General features: G+C 31.4%; 25 protein-coding genes. 18 read left to right on the top strand and 7 right to left on the bottom strand.

What is annotated here, in order from left to right; all coding sequences use genetic code 11:
• Positions 1-12 precede the first annotated feature (12 nt).
• The 5 genes from KQI42_RS12415 to KQI42_RS12395 all read left to right on the top strand — a co-directional run bounded on the left by KQI42_RS12415 (position 13) and on the right by KQI42_RS12395 (position 4,905).
• On the top strand, positions 13-612 hold the full coding sequence (locus tag KQI42_RS12415; RefSeq protein ID WP_216520227.1) for an RNA polymerase sigma factor: 600 nt from the start codon (positions 13-15) through the stop codon (positions 610-612).
• On the top strand, positions 581-2,497 hold the full coding sequence (locus KQI42_RS12410) for an anti-sigma factor family protein (protein WP_216520226.1): 1,917 nt from the start codon (positions 581-583) through the stop codon (positions 2,495-2,497). Before KQI42_RS12415 ends, KQI42_RS12410 begins: the two co-directional genes overlap by 32 nt.
• Positions 2,498-2,818: 321 nt before the next feature.
• Positions 2,819-3,538 carry a gamma-glutamyl-gamma-aminobutyrate hydrolase family protein gene (locus KQI42_RS12405; RefSeq protein ID WP_216520224.1) on the top strand — a complete coding sequence of 240 codons (720 nt, stop codon included), beginning with the start codon at positions 2,819-2,821 and terminating at the stop codon, positions 3,536-3,538.
• Positions 3,539-3,628: 90 nt separating this feature from the next.
• Complete coding sequence (locus KQI42_RS12400) at positions 3,629-4,243, top strand: acetate uptake transporter (RefSeq protein WP_216520222.1); 615 nt, start codon at positions 3,629-3,631, stop codon at positions 4,241-4,243.
• A 113-nt stretch (positions 4,244-4,356) separates the two neighbouring features.
• Entirely contained in the window at positions 4,357-4,905 is a 549-nt protein-coding gene (locus KQI42_RS12395; protein ID WP_216520220.1) for a CD3072 family TudS-related putative desulfidase, read from the top strand.
• Between the two features lie 32 nt (positions 4,906-4,937).
• Here the strand turns inward: KQI42_RS12395 and KQI42_RS12390 are convergent, their stop codons facing one another.
• From KQI42_RS12390 to KQI42_RS12375, 4 genes are all read right to left on the bottom strand, one after another.
• The gene (locus tag KQI42_RS12390; RefSeq protein ID WP_216520219.1) at positions 4,938-6,269 is read right to left on the bottom strand and encodes an ABC transporter substrate-binding protein; all 1,332 of its coding nucleotides are present in this window, start codon (positions 6,267-6,269) and stop codon (positions 4,938-4,940) included.
• 70 nt (positions 6,270-6,339) lie between these two features.
• Positions 6,340-7,161 (bottom strand): carbohydrate ABC transporter permease, encoded by an 822-nt coding sequence (locus KQI42_RS12385; RefSeq protein WP_246566474.1) that lies wholly within the window; start codon positions 7,159-7,161, stop codon positions 6,340-6,342.
• 14 nt (positions 7,162-7,175) lie between these two features.
• Positions 7,176-8,063: a carbohydrate ABC transporter permease gene (locus tag KQI42_RS12380; RefSeq protein ID WP_216520216.1), complete on the bottom strand. Its 888-nt coding sequence runs from the start codon at positions 8,061-8,063 to the stop codon at positions 7,176-7,178.
• A 9-nt stretch (positions 8,064-8,072) separates the two neighbouring features.
• Positions 8,073-9,107 carry an ABC transporter ATP-binding protein gene (locus tag KQI42_RS12375; protein WP_216520213.1) on the bottom strand — a complete coding sequence of 345 codons (1,035 nt, stop codon included), beginning with the start codon at positions 9,105-9,107 and terminating at the stop codon, positions 8,073-8,075.
• A 430-nt stretch (positions 9,108-9,537) separates the two neighbouring features.
• Here KQI42_RS12375 and KQI42_RS12370 point away from each other — a divergent pair, with 430 nt between their 5' ends.
• The gene (locus KQI42_RS12370; RefSeq protein WP_216520210.1) at positions 9,538-9,711 is read left to right on the top strand and encodes a zinc-ribbon domain-containing protein; all 174 of its coding nucleotides are present in this window, start codon (positions 9,538-9,540) and stop codon (positions 9,709-9,711) included.
• A gap of 51 nt (positions 9,712-9,762) precedes the next feature.
• Here the strand turns inward: KQI42_RS12370 and KQI42_RS12365 are convergent, their stop codons facing one another.
• The 3 genes from KQI42_RS12365 to KQI42_RS12355 all read right to left on the bottom strand — a co-directional run bounded on the left by KQI42_RS12365 (position 9,763) and on the right by KQI42_RS12355 (position 12,348).
• On the bottom strand, positions 9,763-10,626 hold the full coding sequence (locus KQI42_RS12365; RefSeq protein WP_216520208.1) for a DUF4438 domain-containing protein: 864 nt from the start codon (positions 10,624-10,626) through the stop codon (positions 9,763-9,765).
• Positions 10,627-10,781: 155 nt separating this feature from the next.
• Complete coding sequence (locus KQI42_RS12360; protein ID WP_216520207.1) at positions 10,782-11,081, bottom strand: DUF1294 domain-containing protein; 300 nt, start codon at positions 11,079-11,081, stop codon at positions 10,782-10,784.
• Positions 11,082-11,109: 28 nt separating this feature from the next.
• Positions 11,110-12,348, bottom strand: a complete 1,239-nt coding sequence (locus KQI42_RS12355) for a metal-dependent hydrolase family protein (RefSeq protein ID WP_216520205.1) — start codon at positions 12,346-12,348, stop codon at positions 11,110-11,112.
• Positions 12,349-12,579: 231 nt separating this feature from the next.
• Between KQI42_RS12355 and KQI42_RS12350 the strand changes: the two genes are divergently transcribed.
• From KQI42_RS12350 to KQI42_RS12295, 12 genes are all read left to right on the top strand, one after another.
• On the top strand, positions 12,580-13,728 hold the full coding sequence (locus KQI42_RS12350; RefSeq protein ID WP_216520203.1) for a double-cubane-cluster-containing anaerobic reductase: 1,149 nt from the start codon (positions 12,580-12,582) through the stop codon (positions 13,726-13,728).
• A 274-nt stretch (positions 13,729-14,002) separates the two neighbouring features.
• A complete protein-coding gene (gene nuoE / locus KQI42_RS12345) occupies positions 14,003-14,488 on the top strand; it encodes an NADH-quinone oxidoreductase subunit NuoE (protein WP_216520201.1) in 486 nt (161 codons plus the stop codon).
• Between the two features lie 16 nt (positions 14,489-14,504).
• A complete protein-coding gene (locus tag KQI42_RS12340; protein ID WP_216520199.1) occupies positions 14,505-16,394 on the top strand; it encodes an NADH-ubiquinone oxidoreductase-F iron-sulfur binding region domain-containing protein in 1,890 nt (629 codons plus the stop codon).
• A 17-nt stretch (positions 16,395-16,411) separates the two neighbouring features.
• Positions 16,412-17,356, top strand: coding sequence for an NADH-quinone oxidoreductase subunit G (locus KQI42_RS12335; protein WP_216520197.1), 945 nt, complete (start codon positions 16,412-16,414; stop codon positions 17,354-17,356).
• Between the two features lie 69 nt (positions 17,357-17,425).
• A complete protein-coding gene (fdhF, locus tag KQI42_RS12330; protein ID WP_216520195.1) occupies positions 17,426-20,131 on the top strand; it encodes a formate dehydrogenase subunit alpha in 2,706 nt (901 codons plus the stop codon).
• Between the two features lie 262 nt (positions 20,132-20,393).
• On the top strand, positions 20,394-21,224 hold the full coding sequence (gene modA / locus KQI42_RS12325; RefSeq protein WP_216520193.1) for a molybdate ABC transporter substrate-binding protein: 831 nt from the start codon (positions 20,394-20,396) through the stop codon (positions 21,222-21,224).
• A gap of 18 nt (positions 21,225-21,242) precedes the next feature.
• The gene (modB, locus tag KQI42_RS12320; RefSeq protein ID WP_216520191.1) at positions 21,243-21,908 is read left to right on the top strand and encodes a molybdate ABC transporter permease subunit; all 666 of its coding nucleotides are present in this window, start codon (positions 21,243-21,245) and stop codon (positions 21,906-21,908) included.
• A gap of 2 nt (positions 21,909-21,910) precedes the next feature.
• A complete protein-coding gene (locus KQI42_RS12315) occupies positions 21,911-22,969 on the top strand; it encodes a sulfate/molybdate ABC transporter ATP-binding protein (RefSeq protein WP_216520189.1) in 1,059 nt (352 codons plus the stop codon).
• 142 nt (positions 22,970-23,111) lie between these two features.
• Positions 23,112-24,134, top strand: coding sequence for a molybdopterin-binding protein (locus KQI42_RS12310; RefSeq protein WP_216520187.1), 1,023 nt, complete (start codon positions 23,112-23,114; stop codon positions 24,132-24,134).
• Positions 24,135-24,144: 10 nt separating this feature from the next.
• The gene (locus KQI42_RS12305) at positions 24,145-25,380 is read left to right on the top strand and encodes a molybdopterin molybdotransferase MoeA (RefSeq protein WP_216520185.1); all 1,236 of its coding nucleotides are present in this window, start codon (positions 24,145-24,147) and stop codon (positions 25,378-25,380) included.
• Positions 25,377-25,877 carry a molybdopterin-guanine dinucleotide biosynthesis protein B gene (gene mobB / locus KQI42_RS12300; RefSeq protein WP_216520183.1) on the top strand — a complete coding sequence of 167 codons (501 nt, stop codon included), beginning with the start codon at positions 25,377-25,379 and terminating at the stop codon, positions 25,875-25,877. The genes KQI42_RS12305 and mobB overlap by 4 nt, the downstream gene beginning before the upstream one ends.
• Positions 25,878-25,931: 54 nt before the next feature.
• Complete coding sequence (locus KQI42_RS12295; RefSeq protein ID WP_216520181.1) at positions 25,932-26,423, top strand: MogA/MoaB family molybdenum cofactor biosynthesis protein; 492 nt, start codon at positions 25,932-25,934, stop codon at positions 26,421-26,423.
• The last annotated feature ends 6 nt before the right edge of the window (positions 26,424-26,429 follow it).

Here is a 26,429-nt window from a genome sequence, read left to right as displayed (position 1 = left end):
AGGAGGTGAAACATGGTGGATAAGGAGGATTTAGAAATAATAGAAGAAGTTTTAAAAGGAAATATAAATCTATATAGAAAATTGGTAGAAAAGTATAGCACAAAATTGACTGGATATATTTTCAATATAACAAGGGATATTCATCTATCACAAGATTTTGGACAAGAAGTATTTATTAAAGCTTATAAAAACTTAGATAAGTTCGATAAAGAGAAAAGCTTTAGCGTTTGGCTTTTGAGAATAGGAAGAAATACAGCTTTAGATCATATGAAGAAGAAATACATACATTATGAATTAAGCGAGAATTTAGACTCTAATACAAAGGATACAACTTTAATGAATCCTTCAGAAATATTAATAAAAAAAGAAGAAGTAGAAGAGTTAGAAAAAATAATACATCAGCTCCCAAATAAGTACAAGGATCTGATATTATTAAAGTATTTTGAAGATTTATCATATAAGGATATATCTCTAAAATTAGATATTTCCATTGATAAGGTAAAGTGGAGATTGTATGAAGCTAGAAAGCTGTGTATAAGAGAATTGGGAAAAAATAAACCTATAGAGAGGAGGGATAATATTGGATTGCAGCCAAATAAAATATCTAATTAATAGCTATGTAGACAGAGAAATTAATCAGAAAGAAGAAGAACTTTTATTTGAACATATAGAGGGTTGTGAAGAATGTAAAAAAGAATTCAATCAATTTCTAGATATTGATTCTAAAACTAGAGAACTTTTTAAGGAAGTAGAATATGAAAAAGAAGAATTTATAGAAAAAGTAATGAATTCAATTACAACAGAGGAAAAGAAAAATAAAAGAGAAAACAGGAAGTTTAAATTTTGGCATGGCTTAGCAGCAGGACTTCTACTAATTATATTAATTAATAATGACGTTATAGCATATGTAGGTGAATGGATAAACGATATAGTTATAAGGGAAGCTGGATTTAGAATAAGCATAAAAGAAGGAGGAGAAAAAGCCTTTGTTAAAGAAGAAGATATAGAAGGAGAAACAGTAGAATATGAATCTAAAGATTATAATAGCTTAGAAGAAATAATTAATCTAGAAAAGTTGAAGAATAAACCGATTCTTCCTGTTTATGTGGCAAAAGGATATAATTTTGAAAAAGGAATTTTAAAAGAGTATATTAACGATGAAACCTCAGATTTTTCCTTTACAACTTACTATAATAAAATAACTAAGGGTAATAAAGAGAACAATATGTCTATAGAGATAACGTATAGGAAAGATGGAGTATATTCAGCTACATATAATTATTTAGTTTTTAATGATGAAAAAGCTAAGGTGTTAGATTTAAAAGGGGAAAATGGGGTTTTAAGAGTAGTTGAAGAGAAAAATGGTTTAAAGTATTATATATTAAACGTTATAGGAAAAGATTTATCAGCAGATATTAGAATATGGTATAAAGGTTATGAAGATGATAATTTCATTGAAAAAGAAATAAAAAACATAGGGATAGCATTAGTAGAAGAAATTAAAACGAAAGCTCCTATTAAACCCCAAGAGATAAAAAATGTTAGTGAAGTAACTGAAAGTGAAAATGAAGAAGATTTTTACAATAAAATTATAGACTTAGATGATAGAATTGTAAAAATGGATTTTATACCAGGAGGTTTTGAATTTATAAAGGGTACATTTATAGATAATACTAATGCACCACCAGAACTTTCAGAATTAAGTTCTATTTTTGGAACTGTTTATGAAAAAGAAGACTCAAGATTAGATATCATAATTAATTATCATGATTATACAGGAATGGATTCAGATTTTGCTACGCTTCCTTTTGGAGAAGTAGAAAGGAGAGAGAAACTTTCTAATAATCTTTTGAGAATATATAAAACTGAAAAAATAGAGGAAAAAGAGAGTAAAACTATATGCGTAGTGTTAGAGGACTATGCCACTGTTATTAGTATTATGTCTACAGGAGAAAAAGAAGGTATACTAGATTTGAAAGAGATGAAAGAGGTGGCTGCCAAAATTATTGACAATATTCAAAAAAGTGGGAAGAAGAGGCCAATAATAGAAGAAAATAATAAATTAATAGCCTTTGATAATATGGAGGACTTGATTTCTAGTAAGCCGCTGAAAGAAGATGGATTAGTATTGCCTACTTATTTTCCTAAAGGTTACTCTTATAGAAGAGCAAAATATATTGATAAAAGATATATGCTACAACTAGAAAATAAAAACAAAGATATTCTTACAATATCAATGGAAAGAGAAAATGTTATAATTCCAGCTGAAGGTAGAGAAGCTGAGCTACAAAAGAAAATAAATATACTAGGATATAAAGGGTATATATTTAAGAGCTCTGATTCATATAATGGAGTAGATAGATTATACTTGGAAGTAGATATGACTGATAAGGGAATGATAATTAACATAGATTATTCACCTTATAAAAAAGAAAATATAAATATAGAAGAACTAATAAAGATAGCAGAATCTATGGTTGGACAGATAAAAGAATAAATCTTAATTGATTACAAAATTATAATATAATTATCTGGAATACAATTTTATCAAATGATTTTTAAAATTACTTTCCTGTAAAATATGACTACATAGCAAGCTTACAGGAGGTAATAGAAATGCTAACTTTAAAGAAAATACTGAAAGTTACCATATATATAATAATATTGATATTGGATACAAAAAGTGCTGTGTTAATGGATGAAAGTTTAAAAGAAGTAGTCACATTATGATAAATTGAAACCAATAGACACTATTGTCTATTGGTTTTTCTGTTTTCTTGTTATAATTAAATCACTAATATATGAAGGGGGATTGGCTATGAAACCAATTATTGGACTTACAACATTTAAGGAGGTAAAAGATACTTGGATCTATAATAATGTAAGTTATAATTATGTAAATTCAGTATTGCTAGCAGGGGGAATTCCTATAATGATTCCAATACTAAAAGATAATGAAGATATAGATAGATATTTAGATATAGTGGACGGCTTGATTTTTACAGGTGGCGAAGATGTGGCACCACTATTATATGGGGAAAATCCTATTAAGGAAGTTACTTTCATATGCTCTGATAGAGATAATATGGAATTAAATTTATTCAAAAGAGCTTATGAAAAAGGTATTCCCATTTTTGGTGTCTGTAGAGGACTACAATTAATAAATGTAGCCTTAGGAGGAACTCTTTATCAGGATATAAATAGTCAGATAAAAGATTCTTTAGGTCATTCAGTAGACATGGCAGGAGATGAATTGTACCATTCTATGAAAGTTGAAAAGGATAGTAAATTATACGAGGTATTTCAACGTGAAATGGTAGATATTAATTCTTTTCACCATCAATCTGTAAAAGACTTGGGCAAAGATTTAAAGATTTCAGCATATTCAACAGACGGTATAGTAGAAGCTTTTGAATCTACTAATGATAAATTTATTATGGCAGTTCAATTTCATCCTGAAGCATTAATTCCTCGGCATATGGAATTTATAAATTTATTTAAATATTTCATTACAAAATGTAATGATAAAAGAAAATAAATCACATTTAACTTGTCCATAAAACATCTTGTAAAACTTATAGAACATGGTATCATTAAGAAGGCTAAAATATTTTTATAGGAGGGTTTTATGAACACAAATCATGCTCAAAATGTTAAAATTACTAATGCAGATCCGTCAGCTTTAGGGTTATTTGGATTGGCTATGGTAACTTTAGTAGCATCTTCACAAAAGTTAGGTATTACTCAAGATGTATCCTTTGTAATACCATGGGCTATTTTTCTAGGAGCTTTCGCTCAATTGTTTGCTTGTATTAATGATTCAAAAAGGAATAATACATTTGGTACTACTGCTTTTGGTGGATATGCTTTCTTTTGGCTTGGAGTTGCTATGTCCTGGATGATTAAGATGAGTGTATTTGGAGAAACAATGGCGGCAAGTATTGATCCAAAACAACTAGGTTTTGCTTTTTTAGGATACCTAATATTTACTATTTACATGACAATAGGAGCTATGGAAACTCATAAAGTATTGTTTATTATATTTTTTCTAATTAACTTTTTATTTCTTGGATTAACATTAGATTCTTTTAATATTATGAGTGGATTTTCTCATAAGTTAGCAGCTTATTCTGAATTATTGATTTCTATATTTTCATTTTATGGATCAGCTGCCTCCGTATTAAATGAACATTTTGGAAAAGAGTTTTTGCCAGTAGGAAAACCTTTCGGAATATTTAAATAAATCAAGAAGATCTTATGTGATTCTCATATAGGGTCTTCTTACTATAGAAACTAATGATTTGACTATAAATATTTATCTATATACACTTGAATATGAAGATAGAGGTGAATGCAATGAATAAAGAGAAGATAATAATATTATCTCACTGCATATTAAATGATAAGTCTAAGGTAAAGAAAATAGAGAAAGATCCAAATCCAGATGTATTATCGTTTATACAATTATTGATAGAAAATGATATTGGAATAGTTCAAATGCCTTGTCCAGAGTTAATTTGCTATGGTTTAAATAGGTGGGGTCATGTGAAAGAACAGTATGATCACCCTCATTATAGAAAAATGTGTAGGAAACTTTTTCTTCCTATATTAGATCAGATTATAGAGTATAGTGCTAATAATTATGAAGTTGTAGCTTTGGTAGGAATATATGGAAGTCCTACTTGTGGAATATACAGAACATGTTCGGGAAAATGGGGTGGAGAATTGGGAAGCAATCCAGATATTAAAAGTACCATAAGTACTGTAACTGGAATAGAAGAATCAGGAGTTTTCATGGAAGAAATACAAAAAATATTAGAAGAAAATAATATAGAATTGAAGATGATAGATTTTAATAAAGAAGATATGAATGAAACTATAGAGAAGATAAAAGAATTAATATAAGAAAGGGGACTACTTTAGTAGTCCCCTTATAATCAGTTCTTCTTTGCTTCTTCTAAAGCCCTAGTACCTCTTTCTTGAGCATCTTTTAAAGCTTCATCTACAGATTTTTCATTAGCAAATACTAAATCTAATTCTTCTCCTAATATATCTAAGGCATTAATTCCGCCGATATTTCTTGTTCCTTGGAATCCAATATCAAAGCTTTCTAAAGCCACAGCTTTAACAGGATTTTCTTCTAAGTGTTTCTTATAATCTTCAGTTTCTTTAGCAGATTTTCTTACTGGAACATAGCCTGTATTTTCAGCGAAATAAGCAGTATTTTCTGGTGAGGTTAAGAATTTAGAAAATAGCCAAGCTCCTAATTTTTCTTCTGGAGTTCCAGTATTAAATACTGCTATATTTGTACCATAATACAGCTGATCGTTAGTCTTATTTCCTGGAAGTGGTGCTGCAAACCAGTTTAATCCTTCTACAGCATCTTTCTCTATTCTTGATATAGCTGATGTAGATGCAACGCACATAGCAGCTTTACCTTGGGAGAAAGGAACGTTTGGATTCTTATCTTCTCCAGCTAAACGAGCAGAGCCATCTTGTATTAAACTATTTAAAAATCCTACAGCTTCTTTCATTTCAGGAGTATCAAATAGCAATACATTATCTTTTTCACTCATAGTGGCTCCACCACTTTGTTTTACCCACGGTGCAATATCTGTTGAAAGGTTATTGGCAAATACTAGTCCAATAACGTCTCCTTTAGTCAATGCAGCAGCTGTTGACTTCCATTCTTCCCATGTTTTAGGAACTTCTAATCCAGCTTTTTTAAACATATCTACATTATAATAAAGTACCATCTGACTTTTGTTAAAAGGCATAGCATACTGCTTTCCATCCCAGATACCATCATCTAAGAAAAGAGCTGGATAATCAGCTATTTCTTCGTCCGTTAATCCAATAGCTTCATTTTCTATATAGGGATTTAAGTTTTCAACTAAATCTTTACTAACATACCAAGATAATCTATTGGAATAAATTTGAGTCATAGTTGGTAGTTGGTTAGCTTTTGCTGATGCCATTAATTTCTCAAATAATTCTCTATATCCTCCTTGGAATACTAAATTGATCTTAATCTTTGGATTTTCTGTCATAAATTTATCAGCTAAGGCTATTAATGCTTCTTCATTATCGCCTTGCATTGAATGCCAAAAATTAACTTCTGTAGGTTCAGTAATTTCTGTGGCTATTTCAGCTAATTCTTTACCTTTAGTTTCTTCTGTTTCTTCTTTAGTAACTGGTTTTTGGTTACATCCAACTAATCCAAAAATCATTACTACCATAAGTAATAATGCTAATAGTTTTTGTTTCATGAAATATTCCTCCTATTATTATAATTTTATTGTAAAGTTTACACAAAAAATAAAATAATGTGTAAAACTATTAACCTTTTATACCAGATTTTGATATTCCAACAATAATGTGTTTTTGTAAGAAAATGTAAAGTATCATTATTGGAATAATGATTAAATTTGTTGCAGCCATAAGTATGTTATAATCTGTTCCAACTTCATTAGAAAATGCAGATAGTGCAACAGGCAATGTTCTAAGCTTATCTGAATTTGTAACAATTAAGGGCCACATAAAGGAATTCCAACTACCTATTACCTTAAGTAAAGTTAAAGTAACTATGGCAGGTTTAGATAGAGGTACTATCATGGTCCATAGAAATTTGAAATCTTTGCAACCATCCACTTTTGAAGCATAATATAATTCCTTAGGAATAGATTGAAAATGCTGTTTCAATAAAAATATGGAATAAATGCTTGCACACCAAGGTATAATTAAAGCTTTATAAGTATCTATCCACTTTAATTTACTTAAAGTAACAAAGTTAGGTATAGTTAAAACCTCACTAGGCACCATCATGGTTCCCATAAGAACTGTAAATAGAATATCTTTTCCTTTAAAGTTTAGATTTGAAAAAGCAAAGGCTGCTAGTATAGCCGTTAATATTTCTCCCATAGTAATCATAGTTGTAACAAATAAACTATTTAAGAAGTATCTTTTAAAGGGAGCAGCTTCTAAAGCAATTCTGTAGTTTTCCCACATGAATTTAGAGGGAATAAACTTTGGTGGCATTATTAGAACTTCATTATAGGGTTTTAATGAAGTTGACAACATCCATATAAAAGGGACTAGTATAAACAAAGCTCCAATAATTAAGATCGTATATGTAGTAAACTTTGAAATAATTCTCTTCATCATAACAACATCCTTTAATAATTAGTTTTTCTCTTACTTATTTTTAATTGTATAACAGTAAAAATAAGGATTATTATAAATAAGATAAAAGCTGCTGTTGCTGCAATAGAAAATTGCCAATGTCTATAAAACTTATTAAAAATGTAATAAACAATAGTTAATCCACTTTTTAAAGGTCCTGTACTACCGCTATATAGAACAAAGACTTGATCGAATATTTTAAAGGCATCAATTATAGAAGTAATAGAAATAAAGGATAGGGTAGGAGATAATAAGGGAAAAGTAATGTTTTTAAATATCTCCCATTTATTAGCTCCATCAATCTTTGCTGAAAGATAGTATTTCTCATCAATATTTTGAAGTCCAGCTAAAAATATTATTATTTTATAACCCATGTATTTCCAAACAGTAAATAAAACTAATATAGGAATAGTCAAATTAGGATTAGTTAACCAATTGATTTTATCTATACCAAAAAGTCCTATTAGATAGTTGGCTAGTCCATATTCTCCATTAAATATCCATCTCCATATAGTTGATAAAGCTACTGTTGATGTGATAAAAGGTAGAAAATATATACTTCTAAAAAAGTTTTTGCATTTAATATTAGAATTTAGTAATAGTGCAAATCCTAAAGATATTATTATTGATAAAGGAACTACTCCCAATACAAAGAAAAAAGTATTTTTAAGGGCTAAATAAAAATCTGAATCCGTAAGAACATATTGGAAGTTACTTAAACCTCTTTCATAAACAGTTCCTGATAAATAATCAAAGTCTGTGTAAAAAGCCATGGTAAAAGATTTAATTATAGGATATATTTTAAAAGTGACTATTATTAAAAGAGCAGGCAGTAAATAGAAGAATGCCTTTAGCTCTTTATTTTTAGATAATTTCTTCATCTTTTTCACCTAAAAAACATGAAATTTTCTAATATGTATAGGAACCTTTTCCCCAACGACTAAATTATGATCCCAAGATGTTACTAGAACAATATCTTTATTTTCACCAATATCTCCCATTACATAAATCTCCTTTCCCATGGTTTGAAGACTTTTTATAGTAATTTCAAAGTTAGCTTTTTCTTTATCAGTTATTATTAAGTCCTCTGGTCTTATTCCAATGGATAAAATCTCTTTATCTATTTCTTCATCCTTTCCATCTATTGTAAGTCCTGTATTACCTAATCTTATAACTTTGGTATCTTTATTAAATCTTCCTTCAATAAAATTAATTGGTGGATTACCTAAAAATTCTGCAACAAATTTATTTTTAGGGTTTGTATACATATTCTTCGGAGTATCATACTGCTGATAGATGCCATCCTTCATTAAGAGAATCTTATCAGAAATGCTCATAGCTTCTTCTTGATCATGAGTTACAAACACAGTAGTTATCTTTACTTCTTTTTGAATCCTTTTTATTTCTTCTCTCATCTCTATCCGTAATCTAGCATCTAAATTAGATAAAGGCTCGTCCAATAAAAGAAGTTTTGGTTTCTTAACTAAAGCTCTAGCTATAGCTACTCTTTGTTGTTGACCTCCAGACAATTGAGAAGGTTTTCTATCTAGTAGATCTTCAATTTTAGTTAATTCTGCCATTTCTATAGCTAATTTCTCTGATTCTTTTTTATTGATCTTTTGCATTTTAAGAGGAAACATTATGTTTTTTAGAACCGACATATGAGGGTATAGGGCATAATTTTGAAAAACCATACCAATACCTCTATCTTCTGGTTCTATATTATTCATAAGTTCGTCATCAAAATAAATATTTCCTGAAGTAGGTTTATGGAGACCTGCAATCAAAAATAAGGTGGTACTTTTACCACAACCGCTAGGACCTAAAAGAGATACAAGTTCTCCATCTTTTATTTCTATATTTAGGTTGTTAACAGCCTTAACCTCATTAAAATCTTTATTCAAATTTTCTAGTATAATTTTCATAAAATCCCTCAATTCCTATACTTTATATAAGATTTAGTAAACTTCTATATCAAAGTATAAAGTAACATGATTTTTAATGAATTGGAAATAAAAACTATCTATAACAAATAAGTTATGTATAGATTAAAAAAATACTAAAAAGATTCAAATTATTAAAAAAATTCTATTATAATGGAAGTACTAAATTAAAATTTTATTAGATGAGAAGTACGTACGTTAAGCTCATCCTACGTGAGTAAAAATAATAATATTGAAATTAAGGTGATTTTCTATTGCAAAATTCTGCCATTAGATTTATACTATTATTATTGAATAAGATTTAAATCTGTCACTGAAATTTAATTAATAGAGTAAACAACATGCCTCTTTTAGAAAGATTTCTTGTATTAAATTTAAATCTTATTAATCTCATATAAAGGAGGAATGTTGTATGGCAGATAAAACTATAACTTGTAAAGACTGTGGATCAGAATTCGTTTTCACAGAGAGAGAGCAAGAATTTTACAAAGAAAAAGGTTTCGATAACGAACCACAAAGATGTGCTGATTGTAGAAAGAAGAGAAAACAACAAAGAAATAACAACAACAGAGGATTTAGAAGATAATAACTATGACAGGGATATTTCCCTGTCATTTATTTTTATCTAATAGGATTATTATATTTCTAGATAATCAGCTATATTTGCATTTTCTGAAATAATACCTTTAATTTTTGAAGTTTTGCAGCTAAGAAGAGTAGTGACTCCTGGACCGTGACCAGCTAATATACAATCACTATGCACTATTACACCAATAGTAACAGAACCTTTTAGATATTGACGACCGTAAGTATTATCACAATCTCTAAGAAGTACTATATCCCCAAATCTAAGCTTATCAATACCAAACTCTTTAACAGCATCCTTATCTCCAGTCATGATATCATAGTCTCCAGAAAAACCTGTAGCACTACCAATACCTGAACCCATTAAATAAGCAGGTATTTCCGTAACTACTGGGATTTCTAGTTCTCCCTTATTGTTTTCTTTGATTCCAAGCTTTTCAAATAGGTTTGGGTCTATATTCATACAGACTATATCTTCATGTCCTTCAATTTTCATACCCTGACCCCAAGCTTTAATAAGGATATTGTCGTTTACAGCCATTTTTTCTAAATCTTCTTCTTTAAAGTAGATTAAAACGTGTTCTATACCTCCATGCATTCCAGTAACATATCCCTTTGCTCCTTTAGCATCTCCAGATGTTACTCTAGCTTCATTACCAACACAGGATAAAACCATTAAAGCTTTATTTTCAGCAGTATCTTCATTTCTAATGCTTACTCCTGGCTCTACATGATCTCCTGCCCAGCCTATACAAGAATCTCCTACCTTAACATTATAGGTAATTCCACCTGTACCAGGTAAAATTTCACCTATTCCTTCAGTATTTATTCTATAAGGACTATTTCCCATCATAGGACTGTGAATCTTTCCATGAACAGATTGAATAACTAATTTGTCTTTGTTTATTTTTACCATATTAAATCCTCCTCTCTAATAATACATCTATATAAAGTATTTCTACACAAAATAAAAAATTCCTTTTTAATTAGTTAAATGAGATAACAGGATTTAATATAATTTTTATATATTAATACATCAAAACCACTCGTTTAATGAGTGGTTTTGACTTTTCATCTAATACGGTTTAATATAAATACTCCTAAAATTTTATTCAATATATAGATCAACGGTATACCTATATAGAATTTTTCTTTACTAAGCTTATGTTTAAAGACTACCATCCCTATTAATATTCCTATAGATCCACCTAAAAATCCTAAAATTAGTAAGGCTCTTTCACTTATTCTCCAATGTCCGACTTGTGCCTTCTTTTTATCTAGACCAAAGACTAAGAAAGAAGCTAAGTTTATTATAATTAGGTATATTAGAAAAATTACTTCCTTATTATTAAAATTGGAAATAAGACTCATGTCTAATCACCACCAGATAAAAATTTGACTATTTCCTTTTTACAAACTCTCCTTCTTTCATGATAACTTCCATATTTTCAACAGCTATATTATGAATATCCTCAAGGGGATTGCCGTTAAGCACTAATAAGTCTGCAAACTTACCTTTTTCAAGAGTCCCTGTGATATCATCTATTCTAAGCATTTCAGCACCATTTTTAGTAGCTGCCATTATTACTTCCATTTCTGTCAGTCCTGATTTATGGAGTGTATACATTTCTGTGATAGCATATTTACCATATGGAGTCAAGCTACTGCAAAAAGAGTCGGAACCAACGGTAATTCTAATACCTTTTTTGTTTGCATTCTGTAAATTATCAATTATACGATTAAGCTCTTTTTCCGCAGTTGTTTTGCCCGGATATTTATCATGAATTGGTCTATATGGTGGCTCATATACAGTAAACCATTCATAAAAGAATTGTAGAGTTGGGCAAAAGGTTATATCTTTTTCCTTCATTATTTCTAAACATTCTTCATTTAGTTCTTGGCCATGAATAATTGCAGATACTCCAGCTTTGCAAGAATTTAAAGCACCCTCATAACCTTCAGCATGAGACCATACAGGTAAACCTACCATGTTGCATTCATCCACCACTGCTTGAATTTCCTCCATAGAGTAATGGGTGTCAGCCTTTGCGTCATGTCTCCATATTCCTCCGCCTGTTGACCAGATTTTAATTGCATCTGGATTTTCACGAAGTCTTCTTCTTATAGCTTTACGAAGATCCCAAGGACCATCAACACGTTCAGCCCAAGGATGGGAATCATTGTTATATCCTAATGGCAGTTTGTGTGAATCTCCATGACCTGCTGTTCTACAAAAACCAAGTCCAGTTGTAACTACACGAGGTCCAGGAATTATTCCTTCCTCAATCATGTTTCGGATATGTATGCCCGAGCGTGAAATTTCACCTACAGATGTAAGACCGTGCTCTAGTGCTTCACGAGCCTGTGCTACAGCAACTATTGTTTTTTGGATAACGGGTTCTAGTACCCATTCAGTATCATCGTCAGTTAAATTTCCACTAAAATGAAGATGAGAATCGATTAAACCGGGAATAATAGTTTTACCAGCAATGTCTACTTTTTCGTAATCTTCACCAATTTCCATCATTGGACCAGCATATTCAATTTTTTTATCTTCCACAAGGACTAATGAATTTTCTACTGCTTCTTTTCCAGTACCATCTATTAATAGACCACCAATAAATGCAACTTTCGCCATTATATTTCCCCCTTATGATTTCTATTCTTATTTCCACTTATATTCTATCTTTTTACATAGCTATTATCAAGGATCAAAGATGTTATATTTTACAAAATAAATGTTTAGTAAAAAACTATAGGTAAAATTGATTTAACTCATACATGGTATAGAGAACTCTTATTTGATTAACAACTCTTCTTTTGAATATAATTTAGTTAGAAAAGGATTTACAATAGAGGAGCTGAGTTAATGATAAAATTACCTGAGAATTTTGAAAGCTATGAGGAAGCTAGAAGAGAGGGATTTTTAAAAGTAAAGGCTTTAAAAGAACAAGGGACTAATGTAGTTGGAGTTTTTTGTACCTATACACCAATAGAGTTAATATACGCAGCAGGAGCAGTACCAGTTGGACTGTGTGGTACCAGTGATGAACCTATAGCTGATGCGGAAATGCATTTACCTAAAAATCTATGTCCTTTAATTAAATCCAGCTATGGCTTTGCAGTATCAGAAAAATGCCCTTATTTTTACTTTTCTGATATGATAGTAGGAGAAACTACTTGTGATGGTAAGAAAAAAATGTATGAATTATTAAATGAGATAAGACCTACTCATGTAATGCATTTACCTCAAGGACAAGATAAGGATCATGCCTTTAGATATTGGCGAGATGAAATGGTGAGGTTAAAGGAAACTTTAGAGGAAAAGTTTAATATAGAGATTACTAATGAAAAATTAAAACAGTCTATAAAAGAAAGAAACCATGAAAGAAAGGTTTTACTCGACTTTTATGAGCTTGGGAAACTTAATCCATCTCCTATAACAGGCTATGAAATCAACACTGTAATGGAAACTTTAGGATTTCAGTTTGACAGAAAGAGTCAATGTAGCTTTATAGAGGATAGGACTAAGGAATTAAAAGAGAAATATGAAAAGGAGTTAAAAGGAAAGAAGTCCAGCAGACCAAGAATCCTTATAACTGGTTGTCCAACAGGAGGAGTTAGGGATAAGGTTTTAAAAACGATAGAAGATTCTGGAGCAGATATAGTAGCCTTCGAGAACTGCTGTGGTGTTAGAGAAAAGGCTCAACTAGTAGATGAAACTATAGATCCAATAGACGCTTTAACAGAGAAGTATTTAAATATCAGCTGTTCCATAATGACTCCAAATCCAAGAAGATTCATAGCTTTAGATGAAATGATAGATGAATATGAAATAGATGGAGTTATAGAAGTTGTTCTTCAAGCTTGCCATACCTTTAATGTAGAATCCTATAATGTAAAGAAATTTGTTACAGAGAAAAAAGAAAAGCCATATTTATACATAGAGACAGATTATTCAAAATTAGATGTAGGACAAATAAATACAAGAATTAATGCATTTTTAGAAATGATATAATTATAAAAACCTAGGTAATATTATCTAGGTTTTTATAATAAAATAAATAGACTGATAAAATGTTGAAGTGGGAGTGGTGACATTGACAAAGATTAAAAAGTATTATAATATGTTTAAGAGTATTTATAAAATGAATTGACAAAAAATTTAGATTTCATAAAATAATCATAAAAATCCCAATTGTCATAAAATTAACAATGGTTGTAGTAGACAGCACAGTTTTAAAATGCTGTCTTTTTTAAAATCAAGTTAGTATTAATAAAGGAGGGCTAAAATGGAGTTTAAATTTGACTGGGAAGAAAACAAAGAAAAACTTGAAGACTTTAAAATATTTATTAAGGAAAATAGAAACAAGCAGGGAGCGTTGATGCCTGTACTGCAAAAGGCTCAAGCGTTGTTTGGATATTTACCTGAAGAAGTTTTACAAATCATATCTAAGGATTTAAACGTACCTTTATCTGAGGTATATGGAGTAGCTACCTTCTATTCCCAGTTTTCCTTAATACCAAAAGGAGAATATAAAATAGGTGTTTGTTTAGGAACAGCCTGTTATGTAAGAGGAGCACAAGATATATTAAATAAAGTAGTAGAAACTTTAGGAATTGAAGTAGGAAAAACTACACCAGATAGAAAGTTTTCCATCACTGCCACTAGATGTTTAGGTGCTTGTGGACTAGCACCAGTCTTAGTAGTAAATGATGATGTTTATGGTAGGCTGACAGTGGATGATGTGGAAAAAATAATAGATAAATATAGATAAATTGGAGGTGTAGGTGGTGAAGACTATTCGAGAACTAAACGAAATAAAAGAGGAAGGGTTAAAGAGAATAAAGTTAAGGCAAAGTGAACTTGGAAAAGAATCTATTGAGGAAAAAGAAGGTTTGAGAAAACACCATGTATTAGTCTGTGGTGGTACAGGCTGTCACTCTTCCAATGGAGATAGGATTAAAGAGTTAATAGAAGAAAAAGTAAAGGAAAAAGGTTTAGAGGAAGAAATAAAAGTAGTTCTTACAGGTTGTTTTGGTCTATGTGAATCTGGACCGAATGTGGTCATATATCCAGAAGGTGTATTTTACAGTCATGTAACCTTAGAAGATGTAGAGGAGATAGCTGAAAAACATCTATTTAATGGAGAGATAGTTAAAAGAATTTTATTTAAGGAAGCATATGAAGAGGAGAAAATAAAGCCTGTAAGTGAAGTAAATTTTTATAAGAAGCAAACCAGAATAGCTTTAAGAAACTGTGGAGTTATAGCTCCTGAAGATATAGAAGAATATATAGCTCTAGAAGGGTATGAGGCCTTAGCTAAAGTTATAACAGAAAAAACTTCTGAAGAAGTAATTCAAATCGTTAAAGATTCAGGATTAAGGGGTAGAGGTGGAGCAGGATTCCCAACAGGAAGGAAATGGGAAGAAGCTTTTAAGTATGAATCAGATAAAAAATATGTAATATGTAATGCAGATGAAGGAGATCCAGGTGCTTTCATGGATAGAAGTATTTTAGAAGGAGATCCACATTCAGTACTAGAAGCTATGGCTATAGCAGGTTATGCAATAGGTTCAGATCAGGGGTATATCTATGTTAGGGCAGAATATCCTATTGCAGTACAAAGACTTCAAATAGCTATAGAACAAGCTAGAGAATATGGATTGTTAGGAAGCAATATACTGGGCACAAATTTTAGCTTTGACATAGAACTAAGATTAGGTGCAGGAGCTTTTGTATGTGGCGAAGGAACAGCTTTAATGGAGTCTATCGAAGGAAGAAGAGGAATGCCTAGAAACAAGCCTCCAAGAACATCTCATAAAGGACTGTGGCAAAAACCAACTATTATAAATAATGTTGAAACCTTTGCAAACGTTCCCATTATCTTTCAGAAAGGTGTAGAATGGTTTAGAAATATTGGAACGGAAAAATCTCCTGGTACAAAGGTATTTGCCCTAGGAGGTAAAATTAAAAATACTGGTTTAGTAGAAATACCTATGGGAGTTACTCTAAGAGATATTATCTTTGACATAGGTGGAGGAATACCTGGAGACAAAGCATTTAAAGCTGTTCAGACAGGAGGACCATCGGGAGGATGTATACCATCAGAATTTTTAGATACACCTGTAGACTTTGAATCTTTAGGGAAACTTGGCTCTATAATGGGTTCTGGCGGAATGGTAGTAATGGATGAGAGCAATTGTATGGTTGATATTGCTAGGTTTTTTCTAGATTTTACTGTTGAAGAATCTTGTGGAAAGTGTGTTCCTTGCAGAGAGGGAACTAAAAGAATGTTGGAAATTTTAGAAAGGATAACAGAAGGTAAAGGAGAAGAGGGAGATATTGAAAGACTAGAAAGTTTATCAGAAACTATTAGTTCTGCCTCCTTATGCGGATTAGGTCAAACGGCCTCCTACCCAGTAATTACAACATTAAAGTATTTTAGAGATGAATATGAAGCTCATATATATAATAAGACTTGTCCAGCAGGGTCTTGTCAAGCTTTATTACAATATTATATAACAGAATCTTGCATAGGCTGTACTAAATGTGCTAGAAACTGTCCAGTAGCTTGTATAAGTGGCAAGGTAAAAGAAAGGCATGTTATAGATACAGAAAAATGTATAAAATGCGGAGCATGTATGGCTGCCTGTCCAGTTAATGCTGTTATTAAAAAATAAAGATAGGAGGAAGTAGAATGAAGAATATAACTCTTACTATAGATGGACAGCAAGTAATAGTACCTGAAGACTATACTATAATTCAAGCTGCAGAAAAACTTAATATAGAAATACCTGCTTTATGCTATGATCCTAATTTAGAAATAGCAGCAGCTTGCAGATTATGTATAGTGGAAATAGAAGGAAGCCACAAGCTTCAAACTTCTTGCTCTACAAAGGTTAAAGAGGGTATGGTAGTTTATACAGAATCCGAAAAAGTGGTAATGGTAAGAAAAGAATTACTACAACTTCTTTTAGACAGTCATCCAAACGACTGCCTAACCTGCCAAAAAGCAGGAGAATGTTTATTACAAAAATATGCTTATAGATATGAGATTAAGTTCAAAGATCATCAAGGAGCAAAAAGACCTAAACTAATAGATACTTCTAGTCCATATATATTAAAGGATAATAGTAAATGTATTCTATGTGGGAAATGCGTTAGAACATGTAATCAAGTAGGTGAAAGACAGGTTTTATCTTTTGCTGAAAGAGGCTATGATACTAGAATAGTCTTAGATGCAGACCAGACTTTTGCAACTTCTAAATGTGTATCTTGTAATAGATGTGTAGCAGTTTGTCCTGTAGGGGCATTGATAGATAAAAGACAGCTTGGGAAGACAAGAGTTTGGGATGCAGATAGAAAAACCATAAATTGCAAAGTATGTGCCTATGGTTGTGAGTTTGAAGTATTATCTAAAAACAAGAAAAATATTGCAATAAGAGCTAAATCACCTTCAAATGGCAGACCTCTATGTTTAAAAGGAAGATTGACCACAGAATTAATGAACCTTGATAATCCAGACACTCCTTATAGAAAGATAGGTGGAAAATTCGTTGAATCAAGTTGGGCAAAAACTCTTGGGTTATCAGATATTATGGAAAAAATAGAAGATGTAGAGAAGAGCAAGAAAAGTGATTAGTGAAATTTAGTAATGATAAAGGAGTTTACCAAAGGTAAATTTTGTATAGTAGCATGTGGAGGTGAAAATATGATTACATTTATTATGAATGGAAAAAAGGTTGAAGTAAAGGAAGACATTTCTATATTAGAGGCTGCTCGGGAGAATGGAGTAGATATTCCTACTTTATGTTATGACAGAGAGCTTTCAATCTTTGGTGGATGTAGATTATGTATAGTAGAAGTAGAAGGCTCTAAGAAACTTGTTGCATCTTGCTCAGCCAAAGTAAGAGAAGGAATGGTGGTATATACAGAATCTGAAAGAGTAGTTAAGGTACGTAGAGATATTTTAGATCTATTATTATCAAACCATCCTATGGATTGTTTGACTTGTGAAAAATCTGGAGAATGTAAACTCCAAGATTATGCTTATAGATATGGAGTAAGAGAGGGTTCCTTTAAGGGAGAAAGAAAGAATTATGCTATAGATAGTCTAAATCCTGTTATAGAAAGAGATCAAAGCAAATGTATACTATGTGGAAAATGTGTAAGGGTATGTAGTGAAATCCAAGTAACTTCTGCTATTGCTTTTACAAATAGAGGCTTTAATTCTAAAGTTACCACAGGTTTTGATAAACCTATTGACTATAAGAATTGCAGAATGTGTGGTCAATGTATAACTGCATGTCCTACTGGTGCTCTTATAAACAAACAGTTAAAGGGCATAAGACCTTGGGAAGTAAAGAAGGTTCGTACTACTTGTCCATTTTGTGGAACAGGATGTAATTTCGATTTAAATGTTAAAGACGGAAAGGTAGTAGGAGTAACGCCTAATCCTGATTCACCAGTAAATGGAAAATCCCTTTGTGTAAAGGGAAGATATCATACAGACTTTATAAACAGTCCTGATAGAATAACTAAACCATTAATTAAAAAAGATGGAGAATTTGTTGAGTCCAGTTGGGAAGAAGCTATAAGATTAGTAGTTAAAAGTCTTAAAGATGTAAAGGAGCAATATGGTGGAGATGCTATAGCAGGATTAAGTTCAGCACGTTGTACTAATGAAGATAACTTTGTATTTCAAAAGATGATGAGAGTAGCATTAGGAACAAATAATGTAGATCATTGCGCTCGAACCTGACACGCTCCTACAGTTGCAGGTCTTGCAACTACATTAGGAAGTGGAGCTATGTCAAATTCCATCGGAGAAGTGGAGGGCAATGAAGTATTATTCGTAATTGGATCTAATGCTACAGAGGCTCATCCTATAATAGGTAATAAAATGAAAAGGGCAGTTAAGAATGGTTCAAAGCTTATAGTAATAGATCCACGTCGTACAGAATTGGCAGAAATGGCTACTCTATGGCTACCCGTAAATTCAGGTACTGATGCGGCTTTAATAAATGGATTAATGCATATTATAGTAAAAGAAGGATGGCATGATAAGGAATTTATAGAAACTCGTTGTACGGGATTTGAAAATGTCTTAGAAGTAATAGAACAATACCCTCCAGAAGTAGTAGCTAGAATAACAGGAATATCTGAAGAGATATTATATGAAACTGCTAAGCTATACACAAGTACTAAAAAAGCAGGCATATTCTATACTTTAGGAATAACAGAACATACTACAGGAACTGCAAATGTTATGAATCTTGCAAACCTTGCTATGTTAACAGGACATCTTGGTATAGAAAATGCAGGAATAAATCCATTACGTGGACAAAATAATGTTCAAGGAGCTTGTGATATGGGGGCTCTTCCTAATACGTTCCCAGGATATCAAAATTTATCTGAAGTAAAAAATATAGCACTTTTTGAGGAGTTTTGGAATGTAAAGTTAAATCCTAATAATGGTCTTAGGATACCTGAGATGTTAGATGAAGCTCTTAAAGGAAATGTTAAAGCAATGTATGTTATGGGAGAAGATCCTGTACTTACAGACCCAGATGCAAACCATGTTAAGAAATCCTTAGAGAACTTAGACTTTCTGGTAGTGCAAGATTTATTCTTAACAGAAACTGCCAAATTTGCTGATGTTATACTTCCTGCAACATGTTATGCAGAAAAGGATGGTACATTTACAAATACAGAAAGAAGAGTACAAAGAGTTAAAAAAGCTGTTGAAGCTCCTGGTGAATGTAGACTAGATTGGAAGATACTAAGTGAAATAGCCACAAAGTTAGGAGCAAAAGGTTTTGATTATAAAAACTCTGAGGATATATTTAATGAAATAAGATTAACTACACCTAGTTATAGAGGTATAACTTATAAGAGAATAGGCAAGGTAGGAATACAATGGCCGTGTCCAACAGAAGAACATCCTGGAACACCATATCTTCATAAAGGAACATTCCCAAGAGGAAAAGGGTTGATGATACCAGTTGAATATGAAGCACCAGCAGAACTTGTATGTGAAGAATATCCCATACTTCTTTCAACTGGAAGGATGCTATATCACTATAATATAATGACTAGGCACTCTAAAAAATTAGATGACATAAGACCTTATGAGCTTGCAGAAATGAATCCTGTAGACGCTGAAAAATTAGGAGTAAAAGAAGAAGACTTTGTGCGAGTTATTTCAAGAAGAGGGTCTATATTGACTAGGATAACAATAACTGACAAAGTTAAGCCAGGAATGATGTTTATGACATTCCACTATAAAGAATCCCCTGTAAACGAACTTACTAATTCGGCCTATGATCCTATTACAAAAACGGCTGAATATAAGATTTCAGCAGTAAGAGTAGAAAAGGTTGAAAAAGTTGAAAAAGAACTAGAATTAGCTAAATGATTAAATAAAGAATGGAAAACTTAATAGATGAATCCTGCTTTAACAGGATTCATCTATTAAGACCAATTAATGCTAAGACTATCCACAAACCGTAGTATAGGATCGTCGACTAAGTATAAATAATAATAAATCGTCTGGAAAGGCGATAAAAAAATATTTTCGTTACTCTAGATTGAGAGTATTGGTTAGTTATTTTAGTTAAAGTTTAAGTCTGGGAAAATTTTTCTGTTTCTAGATAATATAAATTAAGGAGGATTTAAAAATGAAGTTAAAAAGGTTTTTAGGTTTTATGTTGGTAGGTGTTTTAGTACTTACTTCTTTGGCTGGGTGTAGTAAGAAGCCACAGGACAAAAGTCAAGATGATGAGAGTCCAGTTATGTCAGCAGACCAACCAAAAGAAGAAGTTGAATTACTTGTTTCAGCAGCAGCAAGCTTAACAGACGTTTTAGGTGAGTTAGAAAAAGTATATAAAACTATAGAGCCTGAGACTACTCTTAAATTTACATTTGGAAGCTCGGGAGCTTTACAAGCTCAAATAGAAGAAGGTGCACCAGTTGATATATTTATGTCAGCAGCTCAAAAGCAAATGAAGGCTTTGGAAGAAGGTGGACATATTCTAGAGGGAACAATAAAAACTTTATTAGTAAATAAAGTAGTACTTATTACTCCGAAAGACCGTAATCTAGAAATTACATCCTTTGAAGACTTAACTAAACATGAGATTAAAAAAATTGCTATTGGGGATCCTGGTAACGTTCCAGTAGGTCAATATAGTGAAGAAATATTTAATAATTTAAATATAATGGACAAGGTTAACCCAAAGTTTGTTTTAGGTAGTGACGTTAGAACCGTTCTTACTTGGGTAGAAAGTGGAGAAGTTGATTGTGGTATAGTTTATGCAACGGATGCTTACACGTCAGAAAAGGTTAAAATCATTACTGAAGCACCTGAAGGAAGTCACAAAGAAGTTAGTTATCCTGTAGGAATAGTTAAAGAAAGTAAACATATAGATGAAGCCCAATCATTTTTAGATTTCTTGTCCAGTGACGAAGCTGTTCAATTATTTGAGAAATATGGTTTCTCAATGAAATAGAAAGGAATGGAGGATAACATGAATTATTCCCCTTTATTAATATCTCTAAGGGCAGCAATTATAGCAACTATAATAACTTTTATTTTAGGGATTTATGCTGCATATTTGACTACAAAATTAAATAAGTTTAAGGGGCTAGTGGATGGTGTTTTAACACTTCCGCTAGTTCTACCTCCCACTGTAGTTGGATTCTTTTTATTGATATTATTAGGCAAAAACAGCTTAGTAGGCAGGTTTTTAAGTTTATATGATGTTTCCATTGTTTTTTCAGAAGCTGCAACCATTATAGCCTCTGCTGTTGTCTCCTTTCCATTGATGTATAGAACTGCCAGGGGGGCTTTTGAACAATTAGATAGAGATATGATTTATGTAGCTAAGACATTAGGATTATCTAATCACAAGATATTCTTAAAGCTAATGCTGCCTAATAGTTTCTCTAGCATAATGGCTGGGACTATATTGGCTTTTGCTCGTGCATTAGGAGAATTTGGAGCTACTATTATGTTGGCAGGTAATATTCCAGGCAAGACTCAAACAATGGCAGTTGCTGTTTATAGTGCTGTTCAAGCTGGAAACAGAACTTTAGCCTATAAATGGGTTACTGTAATGGTCATTATTTCATTTGTATCTATGATTATCATGAATAAATTAGAAAGAGTACAAGTGGGGAAAGTAGGTAATTAGCCATGCTTTATGCTAAGATAAAAAAAGAATTTAATAATTTTAAATTGGATGTAGAATTTGAAACCAATGGTGAAACTTTGGCTCTTTTAGGTGCTTCAGGTTGTGGGAAAAGCATGACATTAAAATGTATAGCTGGAGTTGAAAAACCAGATGAAGGTCAGATTATATTAAACAATAGAGTACTTTTTGATAGCAAGAAAAAGATTAACTTATTACCTCAAAGAAGAAAAGTTGGTCTGTTATTTCAAAGCTATGCCCTTTTTCCTAATATGACCTTAAAACAAAATATTGCTATTGGAGTACCTAAAAAACAAAAGAATAAAGAAGAAATTATAGATGAAAAAATAAGAGCTTTTTCTTTAGAAGGATTAGAAAATAATTATCCTCATCAACTATCGGGTGGACAACAACAGAGGGTAGCATTAGCCAGAATGTTAGTTAATGAACCAGAAATACTGATGTTAGATGAGCCATTTTCTGCACTAGATGAACATCTAAGATGGCAAATGGAGCAAGAGTTAATTTCCATATTAAAAGCTCATAAGGGAAGTACACTGTATGTATCCCATAATAAAGATGAAGTTTATAGAATATGTGATAAAGTTGCAGTATTTAATAATGGTAAAATAGAGGAAATAAATCATAAAGAAATTCTGTTCAATCATCCTACTACTTATACTACTGCAATATTAACGGGATGTAAGAATATTTTTAGGGCAAGAAAGATTTCTGATAATAAAGTATATGTCATTGACCTAGGCGTAGAGTTGATTTGTAATCACGCAGTAAAAGAAAATGTAAAATATATTGGTATCTATACTCATAATTTAAAGCTTAGTTCAAATGATAAATCAGAGAATACCTTTAAATTTAATATATTAGATGTAGTTAATAATCTATTCTCTTATATTTTAGTTCTTTCATCAATAGGAAAGGATGATATGGATTCTAACTTTAAAATTTATATGGAAATTTCAGAGGATGAATTTAATGGTATAAAAGATAAGCAGTCTGTATATTTACATTTTAACAAAGAACATATATTGTTGTTAAATGATTAATTATGTTATATAAAGATAGCTTAAATAAAAGCTATTTTAACACATATAGCTATCTCTATATAATCAATTCTTTGTTGAAACAAGCATACTAGTTTTATATAATTTAACTTATAAATAGTTAACAAATATTGGGGTGATATTAATGGATAGTATAAAGACTGAAGACGCAGTAGGTATGGTACTGGGTCACGATATAACAGAAATAGTGCCTGGAGAATTTAAAGGAATAGCTTTTAAGAAAGGTCATATTATTAGAGAAATTGATATTGAAAGACTATTAAGGATAGGAAAAGAACACGTATATGTTTTTGAATTAAGTGAGGGTGAGTTTCATGAAGACCAAGCTGCCATACGTTTAGGTAATTTGTTTGCAGGTTCAGGTGTTTGCTTTTCTGAACCTGGTGAAGGAAAGATTAATATAAAGTCAAAGTGTAAAGGACTTTTAAAAATCAACAGAGAACTGCTGGATGAAGTTAATGATATTGGTGATATTTGTTTAGCTACTATACATGAAAATAGATATGTAACGGAAGATACTTTATTAGGAGGCTGTAGGATAATTCCATTAACAATAGAAAAGGATAAAATATATGCTATAGAAGATATGGTGAAAGATAAGAAACCAATGTTTGAGATAAAATCTTTCTTAATCTTAAAAGTTGGATTAATAATAACTGGTTCTGAAGTGTATAAAGGAAGAATTGAAGATAAATTTGGTCCAGTTATTGAAAACAAAGTAAAGTTTTTTGGTTCAGAGATATTTTATAAAGAAATAGTTCCAGATGAGTTAGAAATCATAAGAGATAAGATTTTAGAAGCAAAAGCAAAGGGAGCAGAACTCATTATTGTTACTGGAGGAATGTCAGTAGATCCAGATGATAAAACCCCAGGAGCTATTAAAGCTACAGGTGCAGATATTGTAACATACGGAACACCTATTTTGCCAGGAGCTATGCTATTATTGGCATATCTAGATGGTATTCCAGTATTTGGGTTGCCCGGATGTGTAATGTTTGCCCATACTACAGCTTTTGATTTATTATTACCTAGAGTGTTGGCTGGAGAAAGGATTCATAGAAAAGATATTTCCAGAATGGGGTATGGGGGACAGTGTTTATCCTGTAAAGTATGTACTTTCCCTGACTGTCATTTTGGAAAATGCTAAGGAGGAAAAAATGTTAATAAATATTTCCATAGAGGATGCAAATAGAATACTTGCAGATGAACATATAGATATTAATATTATAGAGATTTCTCTTTTAGATAGCTTAGATTATGTTTTAGCTGAAGACATTAAATCTAATATAAATATACCGCCTTTTAACAGATCTCCTCTTGATGGATATGCATATAGATCAGAAGACACCATATATGCTACTGAAGATTCTCCCATAACATTAGAAGTTATAGACGTAATACAAGCAGGATATGTTAGTAATAAGAAAATAAACAATGGCCAAGCTATAAGGATAATGACGGGAGCAAAGATACCAGAAGGTGCAGATGTAGTTATGAAATATGAAGATACAAAATTTACAGATAAAGAGGTAAAAATATTTAACTATCTAAAACCACAGTCTAATATTGTAAAAATGGGTGAAGATATAAAATCAGGTGATATAGTTTTGCCAAAAGGAATAGTAATTGGACCAGCTGAAATAGGTATTCTAGCTTCATTAGGAAGAAGTCATATAAAGGTATATGATAGACCTAAGGTAGCTATTCTAGCTACAGGAGATGAACTTGTAGACATTGATGAAGAACTAAAAGAAGGTAAAATAAGAAATAGTAATTCCTATACCATTGCAGCACAAGTTAAAAGATGGGGAGGAGAGCCTGTACTACTAGGTATTTGCAAAGACAATATTGAAGAAACTACAAGAGTATTGAAATCTTCATTAAAATGGGCTGATGTTATAATTACAACAGGAGGTGCATCTGTAGGAGATGCAGATATTATAAAAGAGGCATTCCAAGAGACAGGAGGGAAAATTTTATTTTGGAAAGTAAAAATGAAACCAGGAACACCTATAGTTGTAGCAAAATATGAAAATAAGTTTTTATTTGGATTATCGGGAAATCCAGCAGCAGCATATATTACTTTTGAGCAGTTTGTAAGACCAACCATATTGAGATTAAGGGGAAAAACAAAATATAATTTAATGGAAGTAGATTCCCTATTGGAAAACAATTCTAATAAAATTAGCAGCCAAAATAGATATATTAGAGCCTTCACCTATAAAAAAGATGGAAAATATTATACAAAACTTCCGAATAAACATAGCTCAGGAGTTTTATCTAGCTTGTCAGAAAAGAATTCTTTATTTTTTGTAGCTAGTGGTATGGGTCCCTATAAAAAAGGGGATAAAATAAAAGTTCAATTAATAAATTATTTAGAGGTGGGAGAATGATACCTGTGTTTTCAATTGTTGGCAGCAAGTCCAACGTAGGTAAGACTAGGGTTCTATGTAATATTATTAGAGAATTAAGATCTAGGGGATATAGAGTTGGAACTATAAAACATGATGTTCATGGATTTGATATAGATCATCCCGGTAAAGATACATGGCTACATGCTCAGGCAGGGGCAAATGTAGTTACTATATCTTCTTCAAAGAAGATGGCAATTATTGAACAATTGGAGGAAGAATATAGCTTAGAAGATGTAATAAATAAAATAAACAATGTGGATATTATAATAACAGAAGGATATAAAGCCGAAAACAAGCCTAAATTAGAAGTATTCAGAAAGGAAATAGCTGAAAAGTTATGCTCTAAGGATGATGAATTATTTGGAATTATTACGGATACACCTTTCAATAAAACCATACCTCAATTTGACTTTTCTCAAACAAAAGAAATAGTTGATTTAATAGAGGAAAAATTTTTAAAAACAAATAATAATTAAGAGAAATTCCTTAATAAAGAATAAAGGTATATAAATTTAACTGGAGTGATTAATATGTTTAAGGTAGGAATAATAACTGCAAGTGATAAGGGTGCGTTAGGAGAAAGGGAAGATAAATCTGGAGAACTAATAGCTGAAATATTAGAGTCTAAGGGTTATAAAGTAGAAAGAAAAATAATAGTGCCTGATGAAGAAGATATTATTTTAAAAGAGATAGTTTATATGTCAGACAATTTAAAATTGGATTTAATCTTAACAACGGGTGGAACAGGATTTAGTCCTAGGGATGTAACACCTGAAGCTACAATAAAAGCTTGTCATAGGATGGCAAATGGAATAGCTGAAGCCATAAGGAATTATAGCCTTCAAATTACACCAAGAGCTATGTTATCTAGAGGGGTATCAGGTATAAGAAATAAAACTCTAATAATCAATTTGCCAGGTAGTCCTAAGGCAGTAAAAGAATCCTTAGATTATATTCTAGATAGTGTTCACCATGGACTAGAAATATTGGTAGGTCAAGCAACTGAATGTGGGAGAAAATAATTAATT

Origin of the sequence: Tissierella simiarum, assembly GCF_018917865.1 — a bacterium.
Lineage (GTDB): Bacteria > Bacillota > Clostridia > Tissierellales > Tissierellaceae > Tissierella_C > Tissierella_C simiarum.
Note: the sequence above shows the minus strand (reverse complement) of the source record. Positions and strands in the feature narration are given on the sequence as shown.